We start from the raw sequence: 21,970 nt of genomic DNA, 5'->3' as shown, positions 1-21,970 counted from the left end.
GAAAGGGCCGGCAACCGCATGCGGTTGTCGGCCCTTGTTGCTTTTCCTGCAACGGCCCGCCGGAGACGGGCGGCAGCCGATGAGCCCGTCCGGGGCTACACCTCGTCCCTGTCCACGGCGAACATGGCGAAGGACTGCTGAACGGGCATGACCTCGATGGCGTTGATGTTGACGTGGGCGGGCAGGGCGGTGGCCCAGTAGACGCATTCGGCGATGTCGTCGGCGGTGAGGGCATCCACCCCCTTGTAGACCTTGGACGCGGCGTCCTTGTCGCCCTTGAACCGGACTTCGGAGAACTCGGTTTCGCACATGCCGGGCTCGATGTTGGTCACGCGCACGCGGGTGCCGGCCAGGTCTGCGCGCAGGTTCTTGGAGAAGTGGTTCACGAACGCCTTGGTCCCGCCGTAGCAGTTGCCCCCGGGGTAGGGATAGTTCCCGGCGATGGAGCCGAGGTTGACCACGTGGCCCTTGTTGCGCTCGACCATGGCGGGCAGCACGGCGCGGGTCATGTATGTCAGCCCCTTGATGTTGGTGTCGATCATGGTCTCCCAATCATCCAGGGAACAGGCCTGTGCAGGCTCCATGCCCAGCGCCAGGCCCGCGTTGTTGACCAGCGCGTCCACGGGCAGGAATTCGGCGGGCAGGTTGGCCACGGCCTCTTCGCAGGCCTTGCGGTCGCGGACGTCGAAGACCACGGTGTGCACCTTGGCCGGGGCGAGGGCGGCCTTGAGCTCGTCGAGGCGTTCGGCGCGGCGGCCCGAAAGGATCAGCTGCCAGCCTTCCCTGGCGTACCGTTCCGCCATGGCCTTGCCGAATCCGGCTGTTGCTCCGGTAATGAATATGGTCTTTTGCATGTGGATGCTCCTTGTTTTTGTCGGTTCGGTGACAAGGGTACAGCAGGCAAATCATGAAGAAAAGCCTTGTTTGAAGCCCGATAATCAGTATGGATGTACCAAAATACGCAATAAAAGCCATGTATGCACGAATCTGGCCGGTCAAATCACGAACAAAATTTGGCGTTTCTCAAAAGTCGCTAAACTTTGGTCTGATTATCAATTATTTCAGCGTGTATTAGACTTTTTTAGTCAAATGGGGTAATAGTTGTCGTCCTCTTATAAATAGTTCGTCATTTCAGGCGATTGGTTGTTGCGGGAAACGTCATTGCGAGGTGTTCCCGGTGGTTTTTTCTATCTTATTGGATTCATATGGCAAATCTTATTCTTGATGACATTTGTGTCCGTTTCGGCGGGCTCCAGGCCCTGACCGAAGTCGCCTTCACCGTGACCGAGGGCGAAGTGGTGGGGCTGATCGGCCCCAACGGGGCGGGCAAAACCACGGTGTTCAACGTGATCACCGGCGTATACAAGGCTTCTTCCGGTTCGGTGTCCTACGACGGCACGACCATCACGGGGCTGAGGCCCTACCAGGTCCTGTCCATGGGCATTGCCCGGACTTTTCAGAACATTCGTCTGTTCCAGAACATGACGGCCCTGGAAAACTGCATGGTGGCGCAGCACTCCCGCTCCAGGGCGGGCGTGATCGGGGCGATCCTTCGCAGTCCCGGCCAGCAGCGGGAAGAGGCGAGAATCATCGAAAGGTCGCAGAAGGCGCTTGATTTCATGGGGCTCGGCGGGGTGACCGACGAGGTCGCCTCCAACCTGCCGTACGGCCATCAGCGGCGGCTCGAGATCGCCCGCGCCCTGGCCAGCGACCCCAAGACCATCCTTTTGGACGAACCGGCGGCGGGACTGAACCCGGCCGAATCCATGGAGCTGATGCGCGACATCGGCCGCATCACCGAACTCGGCATCAACGTGCTCATGGTGGAACACGACATGAAGGTCGTCATGGGCATCTGCAACCGGATCGTTGTTCTCGACCATGGTGTAATGATCGCGGAAGGGCTGCCCGAGGATATCCAGCGGAACCCCGACGTGATTGAGGCATATTTGGGCCAGTAAGAGAGAGGCTGGCATCAACCGCAAAAATGGAGAGAGGATTTATGAAACGTTTACTGGTACTCGTGGTTGCCCTGGCCGCCCTGGGCCTGTTCCTGGCGGGCTGCGGTGAAGAAAAGAAAGCCGATCAGGTCCTCAAGATCGGCACCATGTCCCCCCTGACCGGTCCCTACGCCGCTGACGGCAACGACATCCGCCAGGGCACCGAGATCGCCGTCGAAGTCTTTATGGAAGCGGGCGGCATTCCCGGTTTCACCAATATCGAAGTCATTCCCCAGGACACCGCCTGTGATCCGAAGCAGGCCGTGGCCGCCGCCAACAAGCTGATCAACGAGAAGGTCACCGGCGTGGTGGGCGCGTACTGCTCCAGCTCCACCATCCCCGCCTCCGAGACCCTGGCCGAGGAAAACATCATCATGCTGACCCCGGCTTCCACCAACCCCAAGGTCACCGAGCGCGGCCTGCCCTACATGTTCCGCACCTGCGGTCGTGACGACCACCAGGCCCCTGCCGCCGTCAAGTTCATGAAGGAAGCCGAAGGCGTGAAGACCATCTTCATCGTCGACGACAAGACCACCTACTCCCAGGGTCTGGCCGAGGGCGTTGCCCTGGCCGCCAAGGAAGTGGGCATCGAGGTCCTGGAACACGACCACGTCAACCAGGGCGACAAGGACTACTCCGCCGTCCTGACCAAGATCAAGTCCGCCAACCCGGATCTGCTCTACATCTCCCTGCAGAACTCCGCCACCGGCGCTCTGATGGTCATCCAGGCCAAGCGCATGGGCATCGACGCCATCCTCATGGGTCAGGACGCCGTCTACCATCCCAAGCTCATCGAAATCGCCAAGGGCGACGCCGAGGGCATGTACTGCACCTTCGGCGCCATCGACAAGAACGCGCCCGCCTACAAGGAATTCCTGGCCAAGTACAAGGCCAAGTCCGGCAACGAGCCCGGCGCGTACTCCGCGTACTCCTTCGACTCCGCCACCGCGTACCTGATGGCCGTCAAGGCTGCGGGCACCACCGATCCCGTCAAGGTCCGCGAAGAGCTGATGAAGCTCGACTTCACCGGCGCCTCCAAGCAGATCAACTACCAGGAGAACGGCGATTCCGGCTCCAACTACACCGTGTACAGGATCACCGACGGCCAGTTCGTGCCCTACTGGAACTCCCTGACCGGCGAAAAGTACTAGCCTTCAACGCTTAACAACCAAACCGGGACCCCGCGACTGCGGGGTCCCGGACATCGGAACAACATGGACTTAGAATTTTTCATACAGCAGCTGATCAACGGCATCACGCTGGGGGGCGTTTACGCTCTCATTGCCCTTGGCTACACCATGGTCTACGGCATCATTCAGCTCATCAATTTCGCGCACGGCGAGTTCTTCGCCGCCGGCGGCTACATGGGCGTGATCCTGATCTCCTACCTGGCGTCCCAGGGACTGCATCCTTACGCCTGTCTGGCCATCGCACTGGTCCTGGCCATGGGCTACTGCGCCCTGCTGGCCATGGCCGTGGAACGACTCGCCTACAAGCCGCTTCGCAACGCCTCGCGACTGGCCGCGCTCCTGTCCGCGCTCGGCATGTCCATCTTCCTGCAGAACGGGCTGATGCTCACCCAGGGCGTGTACGACAAGGCGTACCCCACGGAGATCACCTCCGGCGGCCTTGAGTGGGGACTCATCTCCGTCTCCTACATGCAGATGTTCATCGTCGGCCTGACCGCCGCGTTGTTGGTGGGGTTGAACATCCTGGTCTTCAAGACCCGCATCGGCCGGGCCATGCGCGCCACGGCCCAGGACAAGGTCATGTCCGCCCTGGTCGGCATCAACTCCAACCGCATCATCGCCGTCACCTTCGCCATCGGCGCGGGGCTGGCTGCGGCTGCGGGCATCATGGTCGGCCTGTACTACGGGTCGGTCAACTACTCCATGGGCTTCGTGCCCGGCATCAAGGCCTTTGCGGCGGCGGTGCTCGGCGGCATCGGCAATATCACGGGAGCCATGATCGGAGGACTGATCATCGGCATGGTGGAAATCTTCGCAGCCGGATACATCTCCGGCGAATACAAAGACGTGTTCGCCTTCATTATCCTCATCGGCGTGCTGTACTTCAAGCCCACCGGCATCATGGGAGAGAACGTTGACGATACGCGAGTCTAAAAAATTATGGCTGGCCTGCGGGGTCGGCCTGCTCTGGTTCCTTATCCTGCTCTGGCCCATGCTCGGCATCACGCCCGACGGGCTGGAATTCGGCAAGACCCTGACCGTCTTCGGCTACGTGGTCGTGGCTTCGGTCATCATCATGCTCTTCTACCAGATCCAGCAGGCGGGCAAGCTCGACGCCGTGGGCACCCCCCTGAAGGCGGCCACCGTCTCGGTGCAGGGCCTGTACGAGAGAACCCCGCGCTGGGTGCTCCTGTCCATCGTCATGGGCTGCGCCATCGCCTACCCGCTGTTGACCGAACGCTATGCCCACGACGTCGCCATCCAGGTGCTGGTCTACGTCTGCCTCGGCCTGGGGCTGAACATCGTCATCGGCCTGGCCGGGCTGCTCGACCTGGGCTACATCGCCTTCTACGGCGTGGGTGCCTACACCTACGCGCTCATGAGCCTGCACTTCGGGCTGTCCTTCTGGCTCTGTCTGCCCGTGGCCGCCCTGACCGCAGCCATCGCCGGGTGCATCATCGGCTACCCGACCCTGCGCATGCGCGGCGACTACCTGGCCATCGTGACCCTGGGCTTCGGCGAGATCGTGCGCCTGATCCTGAACAACTGGATGGCGCTGACCAACGGCCCCAACGGCATCCTGTCCATCCCCCGACCGGAGCTGTTCGGCTATTCCTTCCGCTCCCTGTCGAGCATGTACTATGTGATCCTGGGCATCGCCGTCATCACCATCCTTTCGGTCTACCGCCTCAACTATTCGCGCATCGGACGCGCCTGGGAGGCCATCCGCGAGGACGAGACAGCCGCCGAACTCATGGGCGTGAACACCTTTCTGCTCAAGCTCCTGGCCTATGCCATGGGCGCGACCTTTGCCGGATTCGCCGGGGCCTTCTTCTCCGCGCGCATGAAGTTCGTCGGGCCCGAGTCCTTCACCTTTCTGGAATCCGCCATGGTCCTGGCCATGGTCATCCTCGGCGGCATGGGGTCCATCCCCGGCGTCATCCTCGGCGTCCTCGCCCTGGTCGCCCTGCCCGAGGTGTTCCGCGAATTCGAACTCTACCGCATGCTGGTCTTCGGCGGCGTCATGACCCTGATGATGCTGATCCGCCCGGCAGGCATCTGGCCCGCCAAGCGCGTGGGCAGGCGATCCGAGGAGGCGGAGTAGAACCATGCACGACAAGACTCCCATCCTCGAACTCAGGAACGTGGTCTCCGCCTACGGACGCATCCAGGCGCTCAAGGGCATCTCCATCAAGGTCTATGACGGCGAGATCGTGTCCATCATCGGGGCCAACGGCGCGGGCAAGTCCACCACGCTCATGACCATCTGCAACATCGTCAAGGCCGTTTCGGGCGACATCCTGTACAAGGGAGACCGCATCAACGACGTGGGCAGCGACGTCCTGCCCACCATGGGCTTGTGCCAGGTGCCGGAAGGCCGCCGCATCTTTCCGCGGCTGACGGTCATGGAAAATCTCGATATGGGCGCGTTCTTCCGGACCGACGCCGGGGGAATCAAGGACGACATCGAGCGGGTGTTCGATCTCTTCCCCAAACTGCGCGAGCGGCGCAAGCAGCTCGGCGGCACCCTGTCCGGCGGCGAGCAGCAGATGCTGGCCATGGCCCGCTCCCTGATGAGCCGCCCCAAGGTCCTGCTCCTGGACGAACCGTCCATGGGGCTGGCACCGCTCCTGGTCAAGCAGATCTTCGACATCGTCAAGGAGATCAATTCCCAGGGCGTGACCGTGGTCCTGGTCGAGCAGAACGCCAACCTCGCCCTGCAGGCGGCCCAGCGCGGCTATGTCCTGGAGACCGGCAACGTGGTCATGGAGGACGATGCGGCAAAGCTCCTGGCCAATCCCGACATCCGCAAGGCGTATCTCGGCGAATAGCCCCGACGCGCAAACAGCATAGGCAAAGGCCCCCCGGATGATTCCGGGCAAGGCGTTTTCCATAAATGTTGATAAAAATGGCCTCGACGTTATCGAGGCCATTTTTATTGTTACTCAAATAGATACAGCGATTTACTATCGCCTTCTAGCAAACGCAAAACCCAAAAAAAAGTATGAATGACTACCCACTTCTTCGTGCCATCTTATTGGCTATGAGCGAAACAAGACACCCAAACACGATATAACCCAAAATGGCCTCCGTACACAAAAGGAATAGTTCTTGGGAGCCACGATTATGAGAGTCTATGAATCCAAAAGAAGTAAACGTCATAATGCTTGTATAAAGCGGGTGCTCGATGTGCGGGAAAAAATCAAACAGAGCCCAATAAATATAAATGATGAAGCAAGACCATAGAAGGAGAGGAAACCATGAGCGCCCACAATTGGAAGTCATTTCCCAAATGTAGTGAATTGTCGGATGCTGATCCTTGAATTCTTCTATATAGCTTAAATCCATGACATGCCGGACAAATCGCTGACTGCCAAAACAGTCTTGAATATTGATCCCATAGCATTTCATGAAGTTGTCATATTTAACACCTGTAACGTCTGTGCCATGCATGACTGCATTTTGAAGATCTGCCCCTTTCACAGTCGCCCAAATAAGATCTGCGTCTATGAAAGATGCAAATTGAAGATTTGCTCCCTGAAAATCAGCATCGAAAAGATCTGTTCCCTTAAAATGTGCTCTTCTGAGGTCTGTATTTCGGAAGTTTGCCCCGGCGAGATTTTTCTTTTCAAGAACCACAAATTTAAGGTCAGGACATATATCTGGATTGTCCTTGCGCCACTCATTCCAGACCTCAACATCATTCTCCAGTATTGCCAAGTGCTTTGAATTAGCCACGGCTTTATCCTCCAATGCTAATGTGAATTGGATTAATTTATTAACAAGATCATTTGAAGGGGAAAGCAATGTCAACCTGATTGGCAGCTTGGGCCGAAAAAACTAGCACAGGCAACACATCGTTAGTTGGATAACTCTTCTAGTGACGTCGCAACCTGGGAAAATATTTTACCCATAAGAAGAACCCCCTGTTTGCTTTTGCAGACAGGGGGTTACGGTTGTTTTTCGGCGTTTTCGTCAACATTTATTGAAAACGTCTTGGATCCCGGGGGGCCTTTTGTTCGGGAGAAGATCGAAGGGCGGCCCGGGCTGACGCCCGGGCCTGAAATGGCTGATTCAGCGGTTAGACGTAATCGCCCCGGTTGAACTTGAACTGTTCCGTTGCGGCCAGGGTCTCCAACTCGTCGACAATGGCGTTGAGGCCGGGATGGGACTGCCCCAGTTCAGGCTGCTCGCTTCGAATGGCGGCCACCTCGCTGGCGATGTCGTCCAGGGTCCCGTACGCGGACTTGAGCCCGGCATCGGTGTCCGACAACGTCTCGGCATAGTTGTCCCACTTGTCGAGGATGGATTCCACCTGGCCCGTCACCCGGTCGGCGGTCACGTCACTGACGTTGACCACTGCACCTGCTGCGATCAGGGGATTCACGATCGGAGGCGGCGTCGCGCCCTGCACTGCGGCAGGTGCGTCTCCCCGAGCCACTTCCTGATTGAGAAGATCCCCGAAGGCCTGTTCAGGCTGTTTCGCCTTGTCCTTCCGTTGCGACTGCTCCGGCTGGACGCCCTCGATCTGATCAGGACGGATCTTCATGGTTCTACTCCTATCCTGTGGTTTGCCTGAAATGGTGCAAAGACCTTGCCAAGGATGTGGTGTTGACAACTATGTGTAACTGCTTATCTTTTTAATATAGGAGGCCGGAAAAATCTGCCGCTTGAGGCGATTGTTCCTGCTCCATTCGGAACAAAATGTACCGCATAAGAAAATAGTTGTCTATTGGGTGCGGGAAAGGCATATTTATGACAAGAGGAATTAATTTTCGGCCATTCGGCCGGAAAAGAAAATACAGCAAGGAGAAACAGCATGGTTGATATCAAGAAGATTCTGTGCGCGGTTGATTTCTCGGAGTACAGCCCCATCGTGGCCGATTATGCCAACATGATGGCCAAGTGCTCCGGGGCCAAGATCCTGGTGCTTTATGTCGCCCCCTCGCTCAGTCAATATGTGGGCTTTCATGTGCCGCCCAGCTCCATCGAGTCCTTTGTTGGCGAGATCGTGACCGGGGCCGAAGACACCATGAACGCATTCGTCAAGGAGCACTTCGAAGGGCTCGATGTCGAGGGCAAGGTGGTCACCGGTTATCCGGCCGAGGAAATCCTGGGCATCACCGAGGACGAGAAGTGCGACATGGTGGTCATGGGCACCCACGGCCGCAAGGGCATTGACCGCATCCTGTTCGGCTCCGTGGCCGAGAAGGTCGTCAAGAGCTCGATCGCCCCGGTGCTCACGGTGCGGCCCACGGACTAGCGGACTTTACGGCAACTGATAAAGAATATAAGGAACGGCTTCGGTCGTTTCTTATTTTTTTATGATGTGAGGCAGTGATGAAAGACTTCAGCGTCCGTCCGGAAATCGAGGACTTCGCCCCCTACGTACCGGGCATGACCATCGAGCAGATCCAGGAAAAATACGGCTTGAATTCCGTGATCAAGCTGGCCAGCAACGAGAACCCGCTGGGGGCTTCGCCCATCGTGCAGAAGGTCATCTCCCGGCACGCGGCCCGTGCCTTCCGCTACCCGGAGAACCATTCCCCGCGCCTGACTGCGGCCATCGCCAAGTCCGTGGGAGTGCCCGAGGAGTGCATCCTGGTGGGCAACGGCTCGGACGAAATCATCGACATGCTTTTCCGCATGAAGGCTGTCCCGGGCAAGGCCAACGTGGTCTGCTACGAGAACTCCTTTGCCATGTACCGCATGTGCGCCAAGCTGTGCGGCCTGGAATACCGGGAGGTCCCGCGCGAGGCGTACTACGGGTTGCCGCTCGAAGCCATGGCCAAGGCCGCCGACGCGGACACGGCCATGGTCATCGTCACCAGCCCCGACAACCCCACCGGCCTGACCGCTTCCGTGGACGACCTGGCGCTGCTGTCCGGCGCGCTGCCCGCCGACTGCCTGCTGGTGGTGGACGAGGCGTACATCGATTTTGCCTGGCCGCCGGAATCCTACACCCCGGTCCAGGCCTTTGAATCATTCAAGAACGTGGTCGCCCTGCGCACCTTTTCCAAGGCCTACGGGCTGGCCGGGCTGCGGCTCGGTTACGGCATCCTGCCGCCCATGCTGGCCGCGCGCATGAAAAACGCCCGCATCCCGTTCACGGTCAACCTGCTGGCCGAGGAGGCCGGAGTGGCCGCCCTGGAGGACGAGGTCTTCTACAACGAGACCCTGGCCCTGGTCATGCGGGGGCGCGAATATTTTACCAAGGAACTGCCCAAACTCGGCTGCCGGGTGTGGCCGACCCAGTCCAACTTCGTCATGTTCGAGTCGCCCCAGGACACGGCGGAGGTCTTCGAGGAGCTGCTCAAGCGCGGCATCATCATCCGCCCGCTCAAGTCTTTCGGCCTGGAAAGGTGCATGCGCGTGAACGTGGGCACGGACGAGGAGAACAGGACGTTCATCAAGGTGCTCGGCGAGGTCCTCAATGGGTAGCACCCTGATCGTGACCATCGACGGTCCGGCCGGGGTGGGCAAGTCCACCATGGCCAAGGCGCTGGCCCGCCACCTGTCCATCCCGTACCTCGACACCGGGGCCATGTTCCGGTCCGTGGCCTGGAAACTCGGAGAGGGGGCCTGGGAGTGGGACGAGGCGCGGCTGCAGGCCGCCCTGGACACCATTGAGTACAGCCTGTCCGGCATCGGTCAGGATTCGGTCCTTTCCCTGAACGGCACGGTCATCGGCGACGAGATCCGTACCGAGGAGGTGGGCATGTGGGCGTCCAACGTGGCCACCCTGCCCGTGGTCCGCACCTTCCTCAAGAAGGCGCAGCAGGACCTGGGCGCGCGGTTCTCCCTCGTGGCCGAGGGCCGCGACATGGGCACGGTCATCTTCCCGGACGCGCCGCACAAGTTTTTTCTCGACGCCTCGGTGGAGGAGCGGGCCGTCAGGCGGTTCAAGCAGCTCTCGGCCATGGGCAAACCCGCCGATGTCGAGGAACTCCGGGAACAGATCGCCAGGCGCGATCACCAGGACCGCAACCGGGCAGTGGCCCCGCTCAAGCCCGCTGACGACGCCGTGGTCATCGACACCACGGATTTGGACAAGGGACAAGTGCTCGCCGCCTTGAAAGAAGGCGTTGCCTGATATACTACGGGGATCGAAAGGAGATACCCATGCTGGATTTGAAGCTGATGCAGAAAAACCCGGAGATCGTCCGGGAGGCTCTTGATAAACGGAATTCCAAGGTCGACGTCCGGGAATTTGCCGATCTCGACGAGAAGCGCAAAGCGCTCATCGCCGAGGTGGAGGCCCTCAAGGCCGAACGGAACAAGGTCGGCCCGGAGATCGCCAAGCGCAAGAAGGCGGGCGAGGATGCGTCCGACCTGCTCGAGAAGATGGGCGAGGTGTCCAACCGCGCCAAGGAGCTGGACCGTGAGCTGAATGAGGTCGAGAAGGCCGAGAAGGAATGGATGATGGCCGTGCCCAACATCCCGCACGAGTCCGTGCCGCTGGGCGCGTCCGAGGACGACAACCCGGTCCTGCGCTCTTGGGGCGACAAGCCCGAATTCGATTTCGAGCCCAAGGAGCACTGGGAATTGGGGGCCGCGCTGGGCGGCCTGGATTTCGAACGGGCGGCCAAGCTGGCCGGTTCCCGCTTTGCCCTCAGCTTCGGTCCCATCGCCCGTCTCGAGCGCGCCCTGGGCCAGTTCATGCTCGACCAGCAGACCACCGAGCGCGGCTACACCGAGGTGTCCCCGCCCACCATCGTCAACAAGGCGACCATGACCGGCACGGGCCAGCTGCCCAAATTCGAGGAAGACCTGTTCAAGCTGACCGACGAGCGGGAACTCTACCTCATCCCCACTGCCGAGGTGCCGCTGACCAACATCTATGCCGGAGAAGTCATCCCCGAAGAAACGCTGCCGGTCAAGTTCTGCGCCCATACCCTGTGCTACCGTTCCGAGGCGGGCTCCTACGGCAAGGACACCAAGGGCCTTATCCGGCTGCATCAGTTCTACAAGGTGGAGATGGTCAACTTCGCCCATCCGGACAGGTCCTACGACGCGCTGGAGGACATGACCCGATCCGCCGAACTCATTCTGGAGAAGCTCGGCCTTGCCTACCGGACCATCACCCTGTGCACCGGGGACATGGGCTTCGGCGCGGCCAAGACCTACGACATCGAGGTCTGGCTGCCCGGCCAGGACAAGTACCGCGAGATTTCCTCCTGCTCCAACTGCGAGGACTTCCAGGCGCGCCGCGCCAACATCAAGTTCCAGCCCGCGGACTCCAAGAAGAAGCAGTTGGTGCACACCCTGAACGGCTCCGGCCTGGCCGTGGGCCGCTGCCTGGTGGCGGTTATCGAGAATTATCAGCAGGCTGATGGGTCCATCGTCATTCCCGAGGTGCTCAAGCCCTACATGGGCGGCCTCGAAATCATTAAGCCCGAATAGGCCGCTTCGAGCAGCGGGCCTTTAAAACCGAAAATGTTGGCCGCCCACAAGGGCGGCCTTTTTTTTGAGAGAAGCGCCTTTGGCGCAGGGAAGGAAAGTGAAGTATTAGCGCATTCGCGTTCGGCGGTGTTCGTCATCCTTACATCGTGTTCCGCTTTTACAGCGGCTGACTTTTTGGCTGGCGCACCAAAAAGTAAGCAAAAAGTGCGCTTTGTAGCGCGGCCGCCCCAAGATCGCGGGAAGAATCCGATCAGCTCGGGACGGCTCCCATCCGAGGGGGCTGGCTGGCGTTGATTGTCCAGGGAGATGTTGGCCCTGGTTAGGCGTACGTACTGCGTTTTGGGAGCCGCCGTCCCTCGCTGTCGGCTTCTAGGCCGCGATCAAGGCGGGGTTGCCCTGCGATTACTCGTGCGAGCGTCTTCAATGGGTGCACCTGTTGGAGATGGCAGGGGTAGGCGGTCGCAGAAGACAATCGTTGGCAGGCCTTAGAGCCTGTTCCGGGCGACTTGCGCAGCCCGTCGACCTTGCCATGGGCAAGTTTGCAGACGGGCAGCAAAGTTGCCTACAGGCTCTTGGGCCTTCCAGCGCGAGCTAACCCCAAAAGCGCCCTTTTTCCCCTATTTTTGGGGCGCCAGCCAAAAATAGGGCCGCCGTGTGGCGGAACACGATGAAGGGAGAACGCCGGACGCTGAACGCGAATGCGCGCACATTCCACATTCCCCAGCGCCAAAGGCGCTTTCCTTCAAAGAAAAGGCCGCCCTGTGGGCGGCCATCATTGTCGGCTTTGAAGGCCCGCTGCTCGAAGCGACTACACCAACCCTGACAGGTCGTAGGTGTCGGCCTTCTCAATATCCACCGGGACGATGGTGCCGAGTTCAAGTCGGGTGTCGGGCGGAGCGCTGACATAGGTCACCCCGTCCACGTCGGGGGCCTGGAACCAGGCGCGGCCTATGTACAGGCCGGGCCATTCGTCGGATTCCCGCTCTATGAGCACGTCCACGGTCTCGCCCACGTAGCCTTCCATGATTTCGGCGCTGATCTCGGCCTGCAACGCCATGAGCGCGTCCCGGCGCTGAATCTTGACCTCGTCGTCCACCTGGTTGTCCATCTCGGCGGCAGGGGTGCCGTCCTCGGCCCAGTAGGGGAACACGCCCAGGTGGTGGAAGCGCGTCCGGCGCACGAAATCCATGAGCGCTGCAAAGTGTTCGTCTGTCTCTCCGGGATAGCCCACGATGAAGGTGGTGCGCAGGGCGGCTTCCGGGAAAAAGGAGCGCACCCGGTCGATGACCTTCTCCGGGTTGCGGGCGAACGGGCGGCCCATGGAGCCGAGCACGTCCGGGTGGGCGTGCTGGAGCGGGATGTCGAAGTAGGGCAGGAACGGCTTGCCGGTTCCCTTGAGCAGGGTCAGCAGGGACTCGGTCAGCCCGGCGGGGTAGAGATACATGATGCGCAGCCACTCAAGGGCCGGGATGTCGGCCAGCCCCCGGAGCAGGGCGGGCAGGTCGTGGCCGTCGCCCAGGTCCGAGCCGTAGGCCGTGGAGTCCTGGCCCACCACGATGATTTCCGGCACCTGCCCGGCCAGTTGCCGGGCCTCGTCCAGCAGGAATTCCACGGGCCAGCTCTTGTGCGGGCCGCGTATGGACGGGATGGTGCAGAACCGGCAGTTGTGCGAACACCCCTCGGAGACCTTGAGGTAGGCATAGCTCGGGGCCGTGGACAGGTTCCGGGGCAGCCCCTCCACGGTCTGCGCGGCCAGCGCCTCGCGGGCCATGGCGGGCCACAGCTCGATTTCCTCGGTGTTCAGCCACAGGTCCACCTCGGGCAACCCGTCCTTGAGGTCCTGGCCGTACCGCGAGACCAGGCACCCGGCCACGCAGACGAGCGGGCGTTTGCCCTCGGCCTCGTCCGCCTCGCGCACGGTGTCGAGGATGGTGGCGATGGACTCCTCGGTGGCGGGCTGGATGAATCCGCAGGTGTTGATCAGCGCCAGGTCAGCCTCGGCCACGGTATCCACCGCGACCATGGCCGGCCCCAGGGCGCCCAGCAGCCGCTCCGTGTCCACCCTGTTCTTGGGGCAGCCCAGGCTTATGGTGTGGACGCGTATGGATTTTTCGGGATTCCCGTTCATGTGATTATCCTTTTGATATGGGGGTCAAAGTGGGGTATTATTCACTGAGTGGTATCCCCCGGTCCGACCGAGTGTGCACGGGTACCGTTTGGAGGTCAAATTGATCGACGCTATCCACATCGAGGACAGGCAATACGTCATCGGCGTTATCGGCGACATCCCCGCGCTGCTGACGTTCTGGCAGATGTTCAAGGACCAGTCCAACGATGATATTCTCAGTGAAATAGGCGTGGTGGCCGTCGCCCTGCCGGGTGAGTCCGTGCTGCCCGAGGCCCGGGACGAGGACAGGTCCATCCCCACCTATGCCGGCTACCGGACCATGCTTGAGAACCACCCGGAAATCAACATGGTCATCGAGGCCACGGGGCGCCCATCCCTGGTCAACGAGCTGCGCAACTATCTGCCGCCCGCCATCACCCTGGTCGAGCGCAACGCGGCAAATTTCTTCATCAAGCTTTTGACCTCGGACAAGATGTGGGTGGCCTGCAAGGTCGACCTGCTGCACACCCAGAACATGCTCAAGACCATCATCGACCAGATGGACCACGAGATTCTGTTCCTTGACTCCCACGGGGAGATCGTGGACATGAACCAGCCTGTGCGCGACCGGACCGGCCTGTCGAAGAAGTCGCTGTTGGGCAGCCACTATGCCGACGTCTTTGCCGGAGGCTCGCAGAACGGGAAGGGCATATGGGACGATCCGTTCGACAGGACCATGGCAACGGGCCAGCCCGCCGAGGCCGTGGCCAGCCAGGTGGGCCCGGACGGTCGGGTTCAGTATTTCCGCATCTACACCACGCCCATTGCCGACGAGGACGGAACCATCGGCCACGTGGTGGCCGTGCGCCGCGACATCACGCGGCGCAGGCTCATGGAGAACCGGCTCCAGCAGGCGGAAAAGCTCGCCTCCATCGGCGAACTCTCCACCTACATGGCGCATGAAATCCGCAACCCGCTCTTTTCCATCTCCGGGTTCGCCAACTCGCTCATGCGGTCCACCGGCGTGGACGACAAGGCCCGCGAAAAGATCGCCATCATCCTGGACGAATCCCGACGACTGGACGAGATACTGAAGAGCCTGATGAATTTCACCCGGCCCACCGAGGCGCAGGTGGCGGAGGTGGACCTCAACGAGCTGGTCCGGTCCACCATGGACGTCATGAGCCTGCCCTGCGACAACCAGTGCGTGGAGCAGCAGATCGAGCTGGAAGAGATGCTGCCCAAGGTGCGGGCCAATCCCGATCTCATCAAGCAGTGCCTCATCAACTTGATCAAGAACTCCATCGAGGCCATGACCGAGGGTGGAAGGTTGTTGATAACCACTACCCTGAACGAGGATTTCGTCATGCTCACCGTGGAGGACACGGGGCACGGCATCCCGCTGGGAATCCGCGACAAGATATTCAGCCCGTTCTTCTCCACCAAGGACAAGGGCGCGGGCCTGGGTCTGGCCCAGACGCGCAAGATCGTCGACGAGCTGGGCGGTCGCGTGGACCTCGCCTCGGTCGAGGGCGTGGGCACCAAGGTGACCTTGTTCCTGCCGCCCATCCTTGCGGTTGCGGAAGAGGACGAGTCCGAGTAAAAGGTGAGCCTCTTGAAAACGCAAACCCAAGGGGCTTTTCTCATGGATACAATCGTCCTGGCCACCAACAACAAGGGCAAGATCAGGGAGCTTTCCGTCATGCTGGAACCGTTCGGCGTGCGGGTGAAGTCCCTGGGCGAGTTCCCGGAGATCGGGGACATCCCCGAGACCGGCGAAACCTTTCTGGAAAACGCCTTCATCAAGGCGCGTACCGTGGCCGAATTGACCGGCCTGGTGGCCGTGGCCGACGATTCCGGCATCGAGATCGACGCCCTGGACGGCCGTCCCGGCGTCTACTCCGCCCGCTACGCGGGCGAGGAGTGCGACGACCACGCCAACAACGAGAAAATGCTCGCCGAGATGAAGGATGTGCCCGAGGACAAGCGCACGGGCCGCTACCGCTGCGTCATGGCCGCCAGCGCGCCCAACGGCGCCGAGATCAACGCGGACGGCTCCTACGAGATCACCGTGGGCCACGGCTACAAGGGCAGGGGCGGCTTCGGCTACGACGTCATCGTCATCGACCCGGACCTGGGCTGCCACGTGGCCGAGTTGGACCCCGAGGTCAAGAACGGCAAGTCTCACCGGGGCAAGGCCATGAAGAAGCTCCTCGAACTCTGGCCCGACTTCTGGGAAAAGGCCAACAAGTAGCTTTTGGGGGAGGCCCCCGGCGGACTGCTCGCCGCAGGGGCGTCTCCGACGGGCAGGGCGCTGCCCTGCACCCGCCAGGGGGCAAAGCCCCCTGGACCCCCATCGTCGCCTCCGGCGAGGTCGATGCTTCGGGCGAGAAAAAACGACATACGCCGCGTCATGCTCATACATGGCGCGGCGTTTTTTCTCGCCCGAAGCGGGGGTTGGTTATTCGGGAGATGTAGAGCGGGGTGAAAGCGTGCAGGGGGCGAGCCTGCCGAGGACATCACTGCCCTATATTGGCTTTGATTCACCAGAAATTCCACCGGGCCATCAACGAAATGCTCCGGGATTTGCCGTGTCGGAAAAGTCGAATTTCAGCCAAAATGGCCCACATTCGGTCCAAATGCAAAGGGGGCGGGTGACTTGGGCGAGTGAACGCATTCCTGAAAAATCGGAATAGAGGGCAAAAAAAGTGGTATGAGCGGTCAATGTATTGAATTGTTAGAACTTGAATAAAATTTGCTATATGGCCGTAGGTGATCATGCGCCGGTAGGATCGTAAATAGGGTGTCTGTGATCCGTTTTGTTTTTCTGAATGCAACAATGGGGCGACATATGAACTCTCGTATTGTCAAGACGGTCTGGGGGCTGCTGCTGATTTCACTGTGTATAGTCGGCGCGAAGGCGGCCAACGCGGCGTATACACTGGAAAAGAACCCCAACGACTCCAGCGCGACGGCCCAAAATTTGGACCCCTACTTCAGCAGCGACATCAGCTATCTGGTTGAGACGGATCTTTCAGGGACCATCGCCAACTGGAGCGCGTCCGTGTACGGGTTTTCCGGTGACAATACGTATGACTACTATTCGTTTTCCGTCGGCACCGCTGGGAGTTCCCTGCATCTGGGTAATGCCGTCTCTTTCGACATCGATTTTGCCGAAGTTGCAGGTTTGGACACCGTTCTCACGCTCTACGACACCGATGGGACCCGTCTACTTGCATATAATGATGACAGTGGTGCAGATTGCGCAGGTGACCTAGAGTCAGACACATTCAATTCGTTTTTCAGGTATACATTCAACACTGCGGGGACGTATTACATTCGTGTGGGCCAGTATTTACAAAGTGGTTCACTCTACGGCGGACCTCTTGTGGCGGATGCAACATACCATCTGCACGTCGGCACCACCAATCCGACCCCGATCCCCGGCGCAGTGTGGCTGCTCGGTTCCGGCCTGGTCGGTCTGGTCGGGATTCGCCGCAAGATGAAGGCGTAGCGGTCCGTCCCAATTCAAAAGAAAGGCCTCCTGCCGACGTGTTTCGGCGGGAGGCCTTGCTTTTATGGGTAGGTGCGTCTCCAGCCCGACCGGAGGCTTGGGAGAGTGGTGCAGCCGTGCATTTTCTCCGGCGCAGCCGTACCGCAGGCGTAGCAGCGCTACGGTGAGGACGGCGGCAAGCCGGAAAAATGTGCGGATGTGCCGCTATCGCAAGCCGGGTTACAAGGCCGCGCCGCAGGCGGCTCCTGACGCGAATGCCCAGTGTAGGTTGAAGCCGCCGAGGTGGCCGGTGACGTCCAGGGTCTCGCCGATGACGTAGAGGCCGGGGGTGGTCTTCACTTCCATGGTCTTGGAGGAGATGTGGTCGGTGTCCACGCCGCCGAGGCAGACCTCGGCCTTGGCGAATCCCTCCGTACCAGCCGGGGTGACGGTGAAGCGGTGGATGCGGTCTTCCAATGTTTCGAGCTGCTTTTTGGACAGCTGGCTGACCGGGGTTTCGGCCAGGTCGGCGGGCAGGAGCAGGGGGGGCAGCCGCTTGGGCAGGACGCGGGCGAGCAGGTTGCCCAGGCGGATGTTGGAGCTTCTGTTTTCCTCGATGAAACCGGCCACCGACCTGTCGGGCAGGAAATCGATGACCACGGGCCGACCTTCCTGCCAGTAGTTGGACGCCTGGAGCACTGCCGGGCCGGACACGCCCCGGTGGGTGAAGAGCAGGGGGTCGGTGAAACGCATGCCCCCGGCTTCCACGGTGGCCGGCAGGGCGTTGCCCGCCATCTCGGCACACATCTTTTGGGCTCTTTTCGGAAAGACCAGCGGCACCAGCCCCGGGCGCGGCGCGACGATGTCCAGGCCGTATTGCCGGGCCAGGCGGAAGCCGAGGTCCGAGGCCCCGACCTGGGGCCAGGACGGGCCGCCCAGGGCGACCACCAGCTTGGCAGCAGTCAGATTACCGGCAACGCATCGAACGGTGAACGGACCCTTGCCGGTAATCGATTTAATGTTTTCTTCCAGAAGGATGGAAACGCCTGCCTTGCGGCATCGGTCCGTAAGCGCCCCTGCCACCTTGCCCGCGCCCTCCAGAGTGAAGAGCTGGCCGTGGTCGCGTTCCTCAAAGGTGATGTTGTCCTCGGCCAGGAAGGCGACCACGTCCCACGGGGAGAGCCGGGCCAGGGCGGATTTGACGAAGTGCGGGTTGGCGCAGAGGTAGTTGGCCGGGCCGACGTCGAGGTTGGTGAAATTGCATTTGCCGCCGCCCGAGACGCGCACCTTGCGCGCGGTCTTGGGGCCGTGGTCGACGACCGCGACCTTGCGTCCGCGCCGGGCAGCGGCCAGGGCGCACCACAGGCCCGAGGCCCCGGCCCCGAGGATGATGACGTCGTATCCGTTCATGGGCCGGTTCTACGGCAGACGGTGATTTGAGGCAAGGGCCGGGTGCGTCCCGGCGTGCCGCGTCCCCTTTTCATCCATTTCAGTTTCTGGTATGTGCTTCAGACCAACGTGACAACAATGGAGGATGCAAACATGCTGGGTTATTTCTGGTTTTTCCTGGGGCTGTTCATGACCATCGCCGCCTTGGTTATGCTCAAGGTCAGCACCCCGAACGAACACTAGGTCTTTCGCCGTATCCACGGCACACGGGGGGAACCGGCAGTCCGCCGGTTCCCCTTCACTTTTCCGGAGGTTCGCCATGATCATCTATTCCTGGAACGTCAACGGTTACCGGGCCGTCCTGAAAAAGGGTTTTCGCGACTGGCTGGACGGTTGCGGCGGCGATGTGGTCATGCTCCAGGAGACCAAGGCGCACCCGGACCAGATATCGGTCGAGGAGCGGGAGCCCGATTCCTATGAAAACCACTACTGGAACTGGTCCAAGAAAAAAAAGGGTTATTCCGGCGTGGCCTGCTTCGCCAACCCGGAGCCCCTGGCCGTGAACATCGGCCTGCCCGATCCGGCCTACCGGGACGAGGGGCGCGTCCTGCACCTGGAATACCCGGACTTCCATCTGTTCAACATCTATTTCCCCAACGGCCAGATGTCGGACGAGCGGCTGGATTTCAAGATGGGGTTCTACGACTGCTTCCTGGCCCACGCCGAGGAACTGCGCAAGACCAAGCCCATCGTGGTGGGCGGCGATTTCAACACCGCGCACACGGAGATCGACCTCAAGAACCCCAAGGCCAATTCCGAGCGGTCCGGCTTCCTGCCCATCGAGCGCGCCTGGATCGACAAGTTCATCGACGCCGGGTACGTGGACACCTTCCGCCTGTTCGAGGAAGGCCCGCACCATTACTCCTGGTGGTCCTACCGATTCAACGCCCGCAAGAACAATGCCGGGTGGCGCATCGACTACTTCTTCGTTTCCGAGGAGCTGCGCGACAAGGTCGTGGGTGCCTGGATCGAGCCCGACGTCATGGGCTCGGACCACTGCCCCATCGCGGTCGAAATCGACGTCTGATCCCGGCTCCGGCCCCATAATAACTGCTTTGACACCGGTTGACGTGTATGGGAAAGATCACCCATGTTCAACTTTTCGCAGCTGGTGGCCGAAGACCACATCAAGCGCGCCCTCCGGGAGGGCAAGTTCGACAACCTGGAGGGCATGGGCAGGCCCCTGCCCAAGGACGAGGCCGAAAACCTGCCGCCTGAACTGCGCATGGCCTACCGGGTGCTCAGGAACTCCGGGTACGTGCCCGCCGAGATCGTTGAGGAAAAGGAGATCATGTCCGCCATCGATCTGCTTTCGCACATGAAGGACGAGGGTGAGCGCTACCGGCAGATGCAGAAGTTGAACGTGATGATCATGAAGATGAACGAGCGGCGCGGCCGCCCCGTGCACCTGGACGATTCGGGTGAATATTACCGCCTTATCGTGGAGAAAGTACGTATCGCCGAGGAACGGTTCGGCAGACCCGCTTCAGACAAATAAGTTGCGAGTACAAAAATACAAAGGCTGTTCAAAAATGTGCGAGTGCAAGGCGACAACCGTCAATCAACCGCAGGCGCAGCAGCGCTGCGTTGAGGATTGATTTGCGGTTGGCAACGCAGCAATCGTGCGTTTTTCAACAGCCGACAAGGAAAGAAAATGCATAAATTTGGAATGGTGGCCTTGATCGGCCCCCCCAACGCAGGCAAGTCCACCCTGATGAATCAGTATCTGGGGCAGAAGGTGGCCATTGTCTCGCCCAAGCCGCAGACCACGCGTAACCGCATCAGCGGCATCCTGACCACGGACGAGGCGCAGGTGGTCTTCCTGGACACGCCGGGCATCCACCGGCTGCGCGGCAAGATGAACCGTTTCCTGCTGGAATCGGCCTGGAACGCCCTGGCTTCGGCTGACGGCGTGGTGGTGCTGCTCGACGCGGCCCTGTATTGCGCCAAGCCGCAGCTGCTGGAAAAGGAGATCACGCCCCTGGTCAAGCCCGTCAGCGAAGCGGGCAGGCCCGTGCTGGTGGCCGTGAACAAGATCGACCGGATCAAGGAAAAGGACCAGCTCCTGCCGTTCATGGCCCGGCTCGCCGAGCTGTGGCCCGAAGCGGAATTCGTCCCGGTCTCGGCCCTGCGCGGCAAGGGAACCGACGAGCTCATGGAGCGCATCCTCTCCTTCCTGCCCGAGGGACCGGCCATGTTCCCGGAGGACCAGATTTCCACGGTGCCGTTGCGTTTCATGGCCTCGGAGATCATCCGCGAAAAGCTCTTCTACTCGCTGCGCCAGGAGCTCCCCTATTCCACGGCCGTTGAGATCGAGCAGTGGGACGAGGACTCCCGTCCCGACATGATCATCATCAACGCGGTCATCTATACTTCCCGCAAGAGCCACAAGGGCATGATCATCGGCAAGCAGGGCGCGAATCTCAAGAAGATCGGCACCCTGGCGCGCCAGGACATCGGCGAGCTGACCGGCACCAAGGTCCACCTGGAACTGTGGGTCAAGGTGCGGGAGGGGTGGACCGAAGACCCCGGCTTCCTGCGGGCCATGGGGTTGGGCGAGTAAAGCTGCTCGCCGCAGGGCGTCTCCGGCGGGCAGAGCGCTGCCCTGCACCCGCTCAAGGCCGAGGGCCTTGAGAATCCCGTATCCGCCTTCGGCGGGGTGTGTGGTGGCTTCGTACCGTATGCTGCGGTGCGATTCAGACGAGAAAAAATCGATACGCCGTGCCATGTGCAGACATGGTGCGGCGCTTTTTTCTGGTCCGTGTCGCGGGTTATTTCAGGTTGAATTGGGCAATGGCGGTATGCACCGCGCCGGTGGGTTTGAGTTCGCTTTGCCACAAGGTGAACCGGTCCACGGTGAACGCGGGCCATGTCTCCCGCGCGGCCCTGTCCAGCACGGTCTGCCAGTCCTCTTTGCCGGGCTTCCTGATGCGGCCCAGCGTCAGGTGGGGACGAAACCGTTTCTTTTCTCGCGGGATATCGACTGACGCCAGCACGTCGTTGACGGCGGCGGCCAGGTCTTCGCATTGTTCTGCGCCCCGGTCCAGGCCGAGCCAGATTACGCGGGGCTGCCCGGGGTTGGGAAACGCCCCGGCCCCGCCCGCCTGCATGGTGAAGGCGGGACGCTCGATGGACGCCAGCGTGTCGATGACGGAGGGGATGCGGGCAGCTTCGGTGTCGCCCAGGAACTTGAGGGTCAGGTGCCAGTTGCCGGGCCGGGTCCAGTTCACCCGGGTGTGCAGGGTCTTGTCCATTTCCTGCGTTAACGGACGGACGCGGTCCTGGTAGCCGGGCGGGAGCTTGATGCCGATGAACAGCCGGGCCATGG

21 protein-coding genes are annotated in these 21,970 nt (G+C 60.8%); 15 read left to right on the top strand and 6 right to left on the bottom strand.

What is annotated here, in order from left to right; translation table 11 throughout:
* Positions 1-95 precede the first annotated feature (95 nt).
* Entirely contained in the window at positions 96-854 is a 759-nt protein-coding gene (locus OO730_RS08045; RefSeq protein WP_264984069.1) for an SDR family oxidoreductase, read from the bottom strand.
* 351 nt (positions 855-1,205) lie between these two features.
* Between OO730_RS08045 and OO730_RS08040 the strand changes: the two genes are divergently transcribed.
* From OO730_RS08040 to OO730_RS08020, 5 genes are all read left to right on the top strand, one after another.
* Positions 1,206-1,961 (top strand): ABC transporter ATP-binding protein, encoded by a 756-nt coding sequence (locus tag OO730_RS08040; protein ID WP_264984068.1) that lies wholly within the window; start codon positions 1,206-1,208, stop codon positions 1,959-1,961.
* Between the two features lie 41 nt (positions 1,962-2,002).
* Complete coding sequence (locus OO730_RS08035; protein WP_264984067.1) at positions 2,003-3,151, top strand: branched-chain amino acid ABC transporter substrate-binding protein; 1,149 nt, start codon at positions 2,003-2,005, stop codon at positions 3,149-3,151.
* Between the two features lie 63 nt (positions 3,152-3,214).
* Positions 3,215-4,123: a branched-chain amino acid ABC transporter permease gene (locus tag OO730_RS08030; RefSeq protein ID WP_264984066.1), complete on the top strand. Its 909-nt coding sequence runs from the start codon at positions 3,215-3,217 to the stop codon at positions 4,121-4,123.
* The gene (locus tag OO730_RS08025; protein ID WP_264984065.1) at positions 4,104-5,294 is read left to right on the top strand and encodes an ABC transporter permease subunit; all 1,191 of its coding nucleotides are present in this window, start codon (positions 4,104-4,106) and stop codon (positions 5,292-5,294) included. The genes OO730_RS08030 and OO730_RS08025 overlap by 20 nt, the downstream gene beginning before the upstream one ends.
* 4 nt (positions 5,295-5,298) lie before the next feature.
* Complete coding sequence (locus OO730_RS08020; protein ID WP_264984064.1) at positions 5,299-6,021, top strand: ABC transporter ATP-binding protein; 723 nt, start codon at positions 5,299-5,301, stop codon at positions 6,019-6,021.
* A gap of 181 nt (positions 6,022-6,202) precedes the next feature.
* Here OO730_RS08020 and OO730_RS08015 read toward each other — a convergent pair whose 3' ends face one another.
* Both OO730_RS08015 and OO730_RS08010 read right to left on the bottom strand, forming a co-directional pair.
* Entirely contained in the window at positions 6,203-6,928 is a 726-nt protein-coding gene (locus OO730_RS08015) for a pentapeptide repeat-containing protein (protein WP_264984063.1), read from the bottom strand.
* A gap of 343 nt (positions 6,929-7,271) precedes the next feature.
* On the bottom strand, positions 7,272-7,739 hold the full coding sequence (locus OO730_RS08010; protein WP_264984062.1) for a hypothetical protein: 468 nt from the start codon (positions 7,737-7,739) through the stop codon (positions 7,272-7,274).
* Between the two features lie 270 nt (positions 7,740-8,009).
* Here OO730_RS08010 and OO730_RS08005 point away from each other — a divergent pair, with 270 nt between their 5' ends.
* The 4 genes from OO730_RS08005 (at position 8,010) to serS (ending at position 11,593) form a co-directional block, all read left to right on the top strand.
* Complete coding sequence (locus OO730_RS08005) at positions 8,010-8,453, top strand: universal stress protein (protein WP_264984061.1); 444 nt, start codon at positions 8,010-8,012, stop codon at positions 8,451-8,453.
* Between the two features lie 77 nt (positions 8,454-8,530).
* Positions 8,531-9,631, top strand: a complete 1,101-nt coding sequence (gene hisC, locus OO730_RS08000) for a histidinol-phosphate transaminase (RefSeq protein ID WP_264984060.1) — start codon at positions 8,531-8,533, stop codon at positions 9,629-9,631.
* Positions 9,624-10,283, top strand: a complete 660-nt coding sequence (gene cmk, locus OO730_RS07995) for a (d)CMP kinase (protein WP_264984059.1) — start codon at positions 9,624-9,626, stop codon at positions 10,281-10,283. Before hisC ends, cmk begins: the two co-directional genes overlap by 8 nt.
* A gap of 29 nt (positions 10,284-10,312) precedes the next feature.
* Positions 10,313-11,593 (top strand): serine--tRNA ligase, encoded by a 1,281-nt coding sequence (gene serS / locus OO730_RS07990; protein WP_264984058.1) that lies wholly within the window; start codon positions 10,313-10,315, stop codon positions 11,591-11,593.
* 808 nt (positions 11,594-12,401) lie between these two features.
* Here serS and rimO read toward each other — a convergent pair.
* Complete coding sequence (rimO, locus tag OO730_RS07985; RefSeq protein ID WP_264984057.1) at positions 12,402-13,721, bottom strand: 30S ribosomal protein S12 methylthiotransferase RimO; 1,320 nt, start codon at positions 13,719-13,721, stop codon at positions 12,402-12,404.
* 100 nt (positions 13,722-13,821) lie between these two features.
* On the opposite strand from rimO, the gene OO730_RS07980 reads away from it, so the two are divergent.
* The 3 genes from OO730_RS07980 to OO730_RS07970 all read left to right on the top strand — a co-directional run bounded on the left by OO730_RS07980 (position 13,822) and on the right by OO730_RS07970 (position 17,214).
* Complete coding sequence (locus OO730_RS07980) at positions 13,822-15,303, top strand: two-component system sensor histidine kinase NtrB (protein WP_264984056.1); 1,482 nt, start codon at positions 13,822-13,824, stop codon at positions 15,301-15,303.
* Between the two features lie 42 nt (positions 15,304-15,345).
* Positions 15,346-15,954, top strand: coding sequence for an RdgB/HAM1 family non-canonical purine NTP pyrophosphatase (gene rdgB / locus OO730_RS07975; RefSeq protein WP_264984055.1), 609 nt, complete (start codon positions 15,346-15,348; stop codon positions 15,952-15,954).
* 597 nt (positions 15,955-16,551) lie between these two features.
* Positions 16,552-17,214, top strand: a complete 663-nt coding sequence (locus tag OO730_RS07970; RefSeq protein ID WP_264984054.1) for a VPLPA-CTERM sorting domain-containing protein — start codon at positions 16,552-16,554, stop codon at positions 17,212-17,214.
* A 219-nt stretch (positions 17,215-17,433) separates the two neighbouring features.
* Here OO730_RS07970 and OO730_RS07965 read toward each other — a convergent pair whose 3' ends face one another.
* Positions 17,434-18,603, bottom strand: a complete 1,170-nt coding sequence (locus OO730_RS07965) for an NAD(P)/FAD-dependent oxidoreductase (RefSeq protein ID WP_264984053.1) — start codon at positions 18,601-18,603, stop codon at positions 17,434-17,436.
* Positions 18,604-18,901: 298 nt separating this feature from the next.
* Here OO730_RS07965 and OO730_RS07960 point away from each other — a divergent pair, with 298 nt between their 5' ends.
* The 3 genes from OO730_RS07960 to era all read left to right on the top strand — a co-directional run bounded on the left by OO730_RS07960 (position 18,902) and on the right by era (position 21,205).
* Positions 18,902-19,669, top strand: a complete 768-nt coding sequence (locus OO730_RS07960; protein ID WP_264984052.1) for an exodeoxyribonuclease III — start codon at positions 18,902-18,904, stop codon at positions 19,667-19,669.
* 63 nt (positions 19,670-19,732) lie between these two features.
* Positions 19,733-20,140 (top strand): DnaJ family domain-containing protein, encoded by a 408-nt coding sequence (locus OO730_RS07955; RefSeq protein ID WP_264984051.1) that lies wholly within the window; start codon positions 19,733-19,735, stop codon positions 20,138-20,140.
* A 156-nt stretch (positions 20,141-20,296) separates the two neighbouring features.
* A complete protein-coding gene (gene era / locus OO730_RS07950) occupies positions 20,297-21,205 on the top strand; it encodes a GTPase Era (protein WP_264984050.1) in 909 nt (302 codons plus the stop codon).
* 208 nt (positions 21,206-21,413) lie between these two features.
* Here the strand turns inward: era and thpR are convergent, their stop codons facing one another.
* Positions 21,414-21,968 (bottom strand): RNA 2',3'-cyclic phosphodiesterase, encoded by a 555-nt coding sequence (gene thpR, locus OO730_RS07945; RefSeq protein WP_264984049.1) that lies wholly within the window; start codon positions 21,966-21,968, stop codon positions 21,414-21,416.
* Positions 21,969-21,970: the final 2 nt, after the last annotated feature.

The sequence above is a fragment of the Pseudodesulfovibrio portus genome (assembly GCF_026000375.1).
Classification (GTDB): domain Bacteria; phylum Desulfobacterota; class Desulfovibrionia; order Desulfovibrionales; family Desulfovibrionaceae; genus Pseudodesulfovibrio; species Pseudodesulfovibrio portus.
Note: the sequence above shows the minus strand (reverse complement) of the source record. Positions and strands in the feature narration are given on the sequence as shown.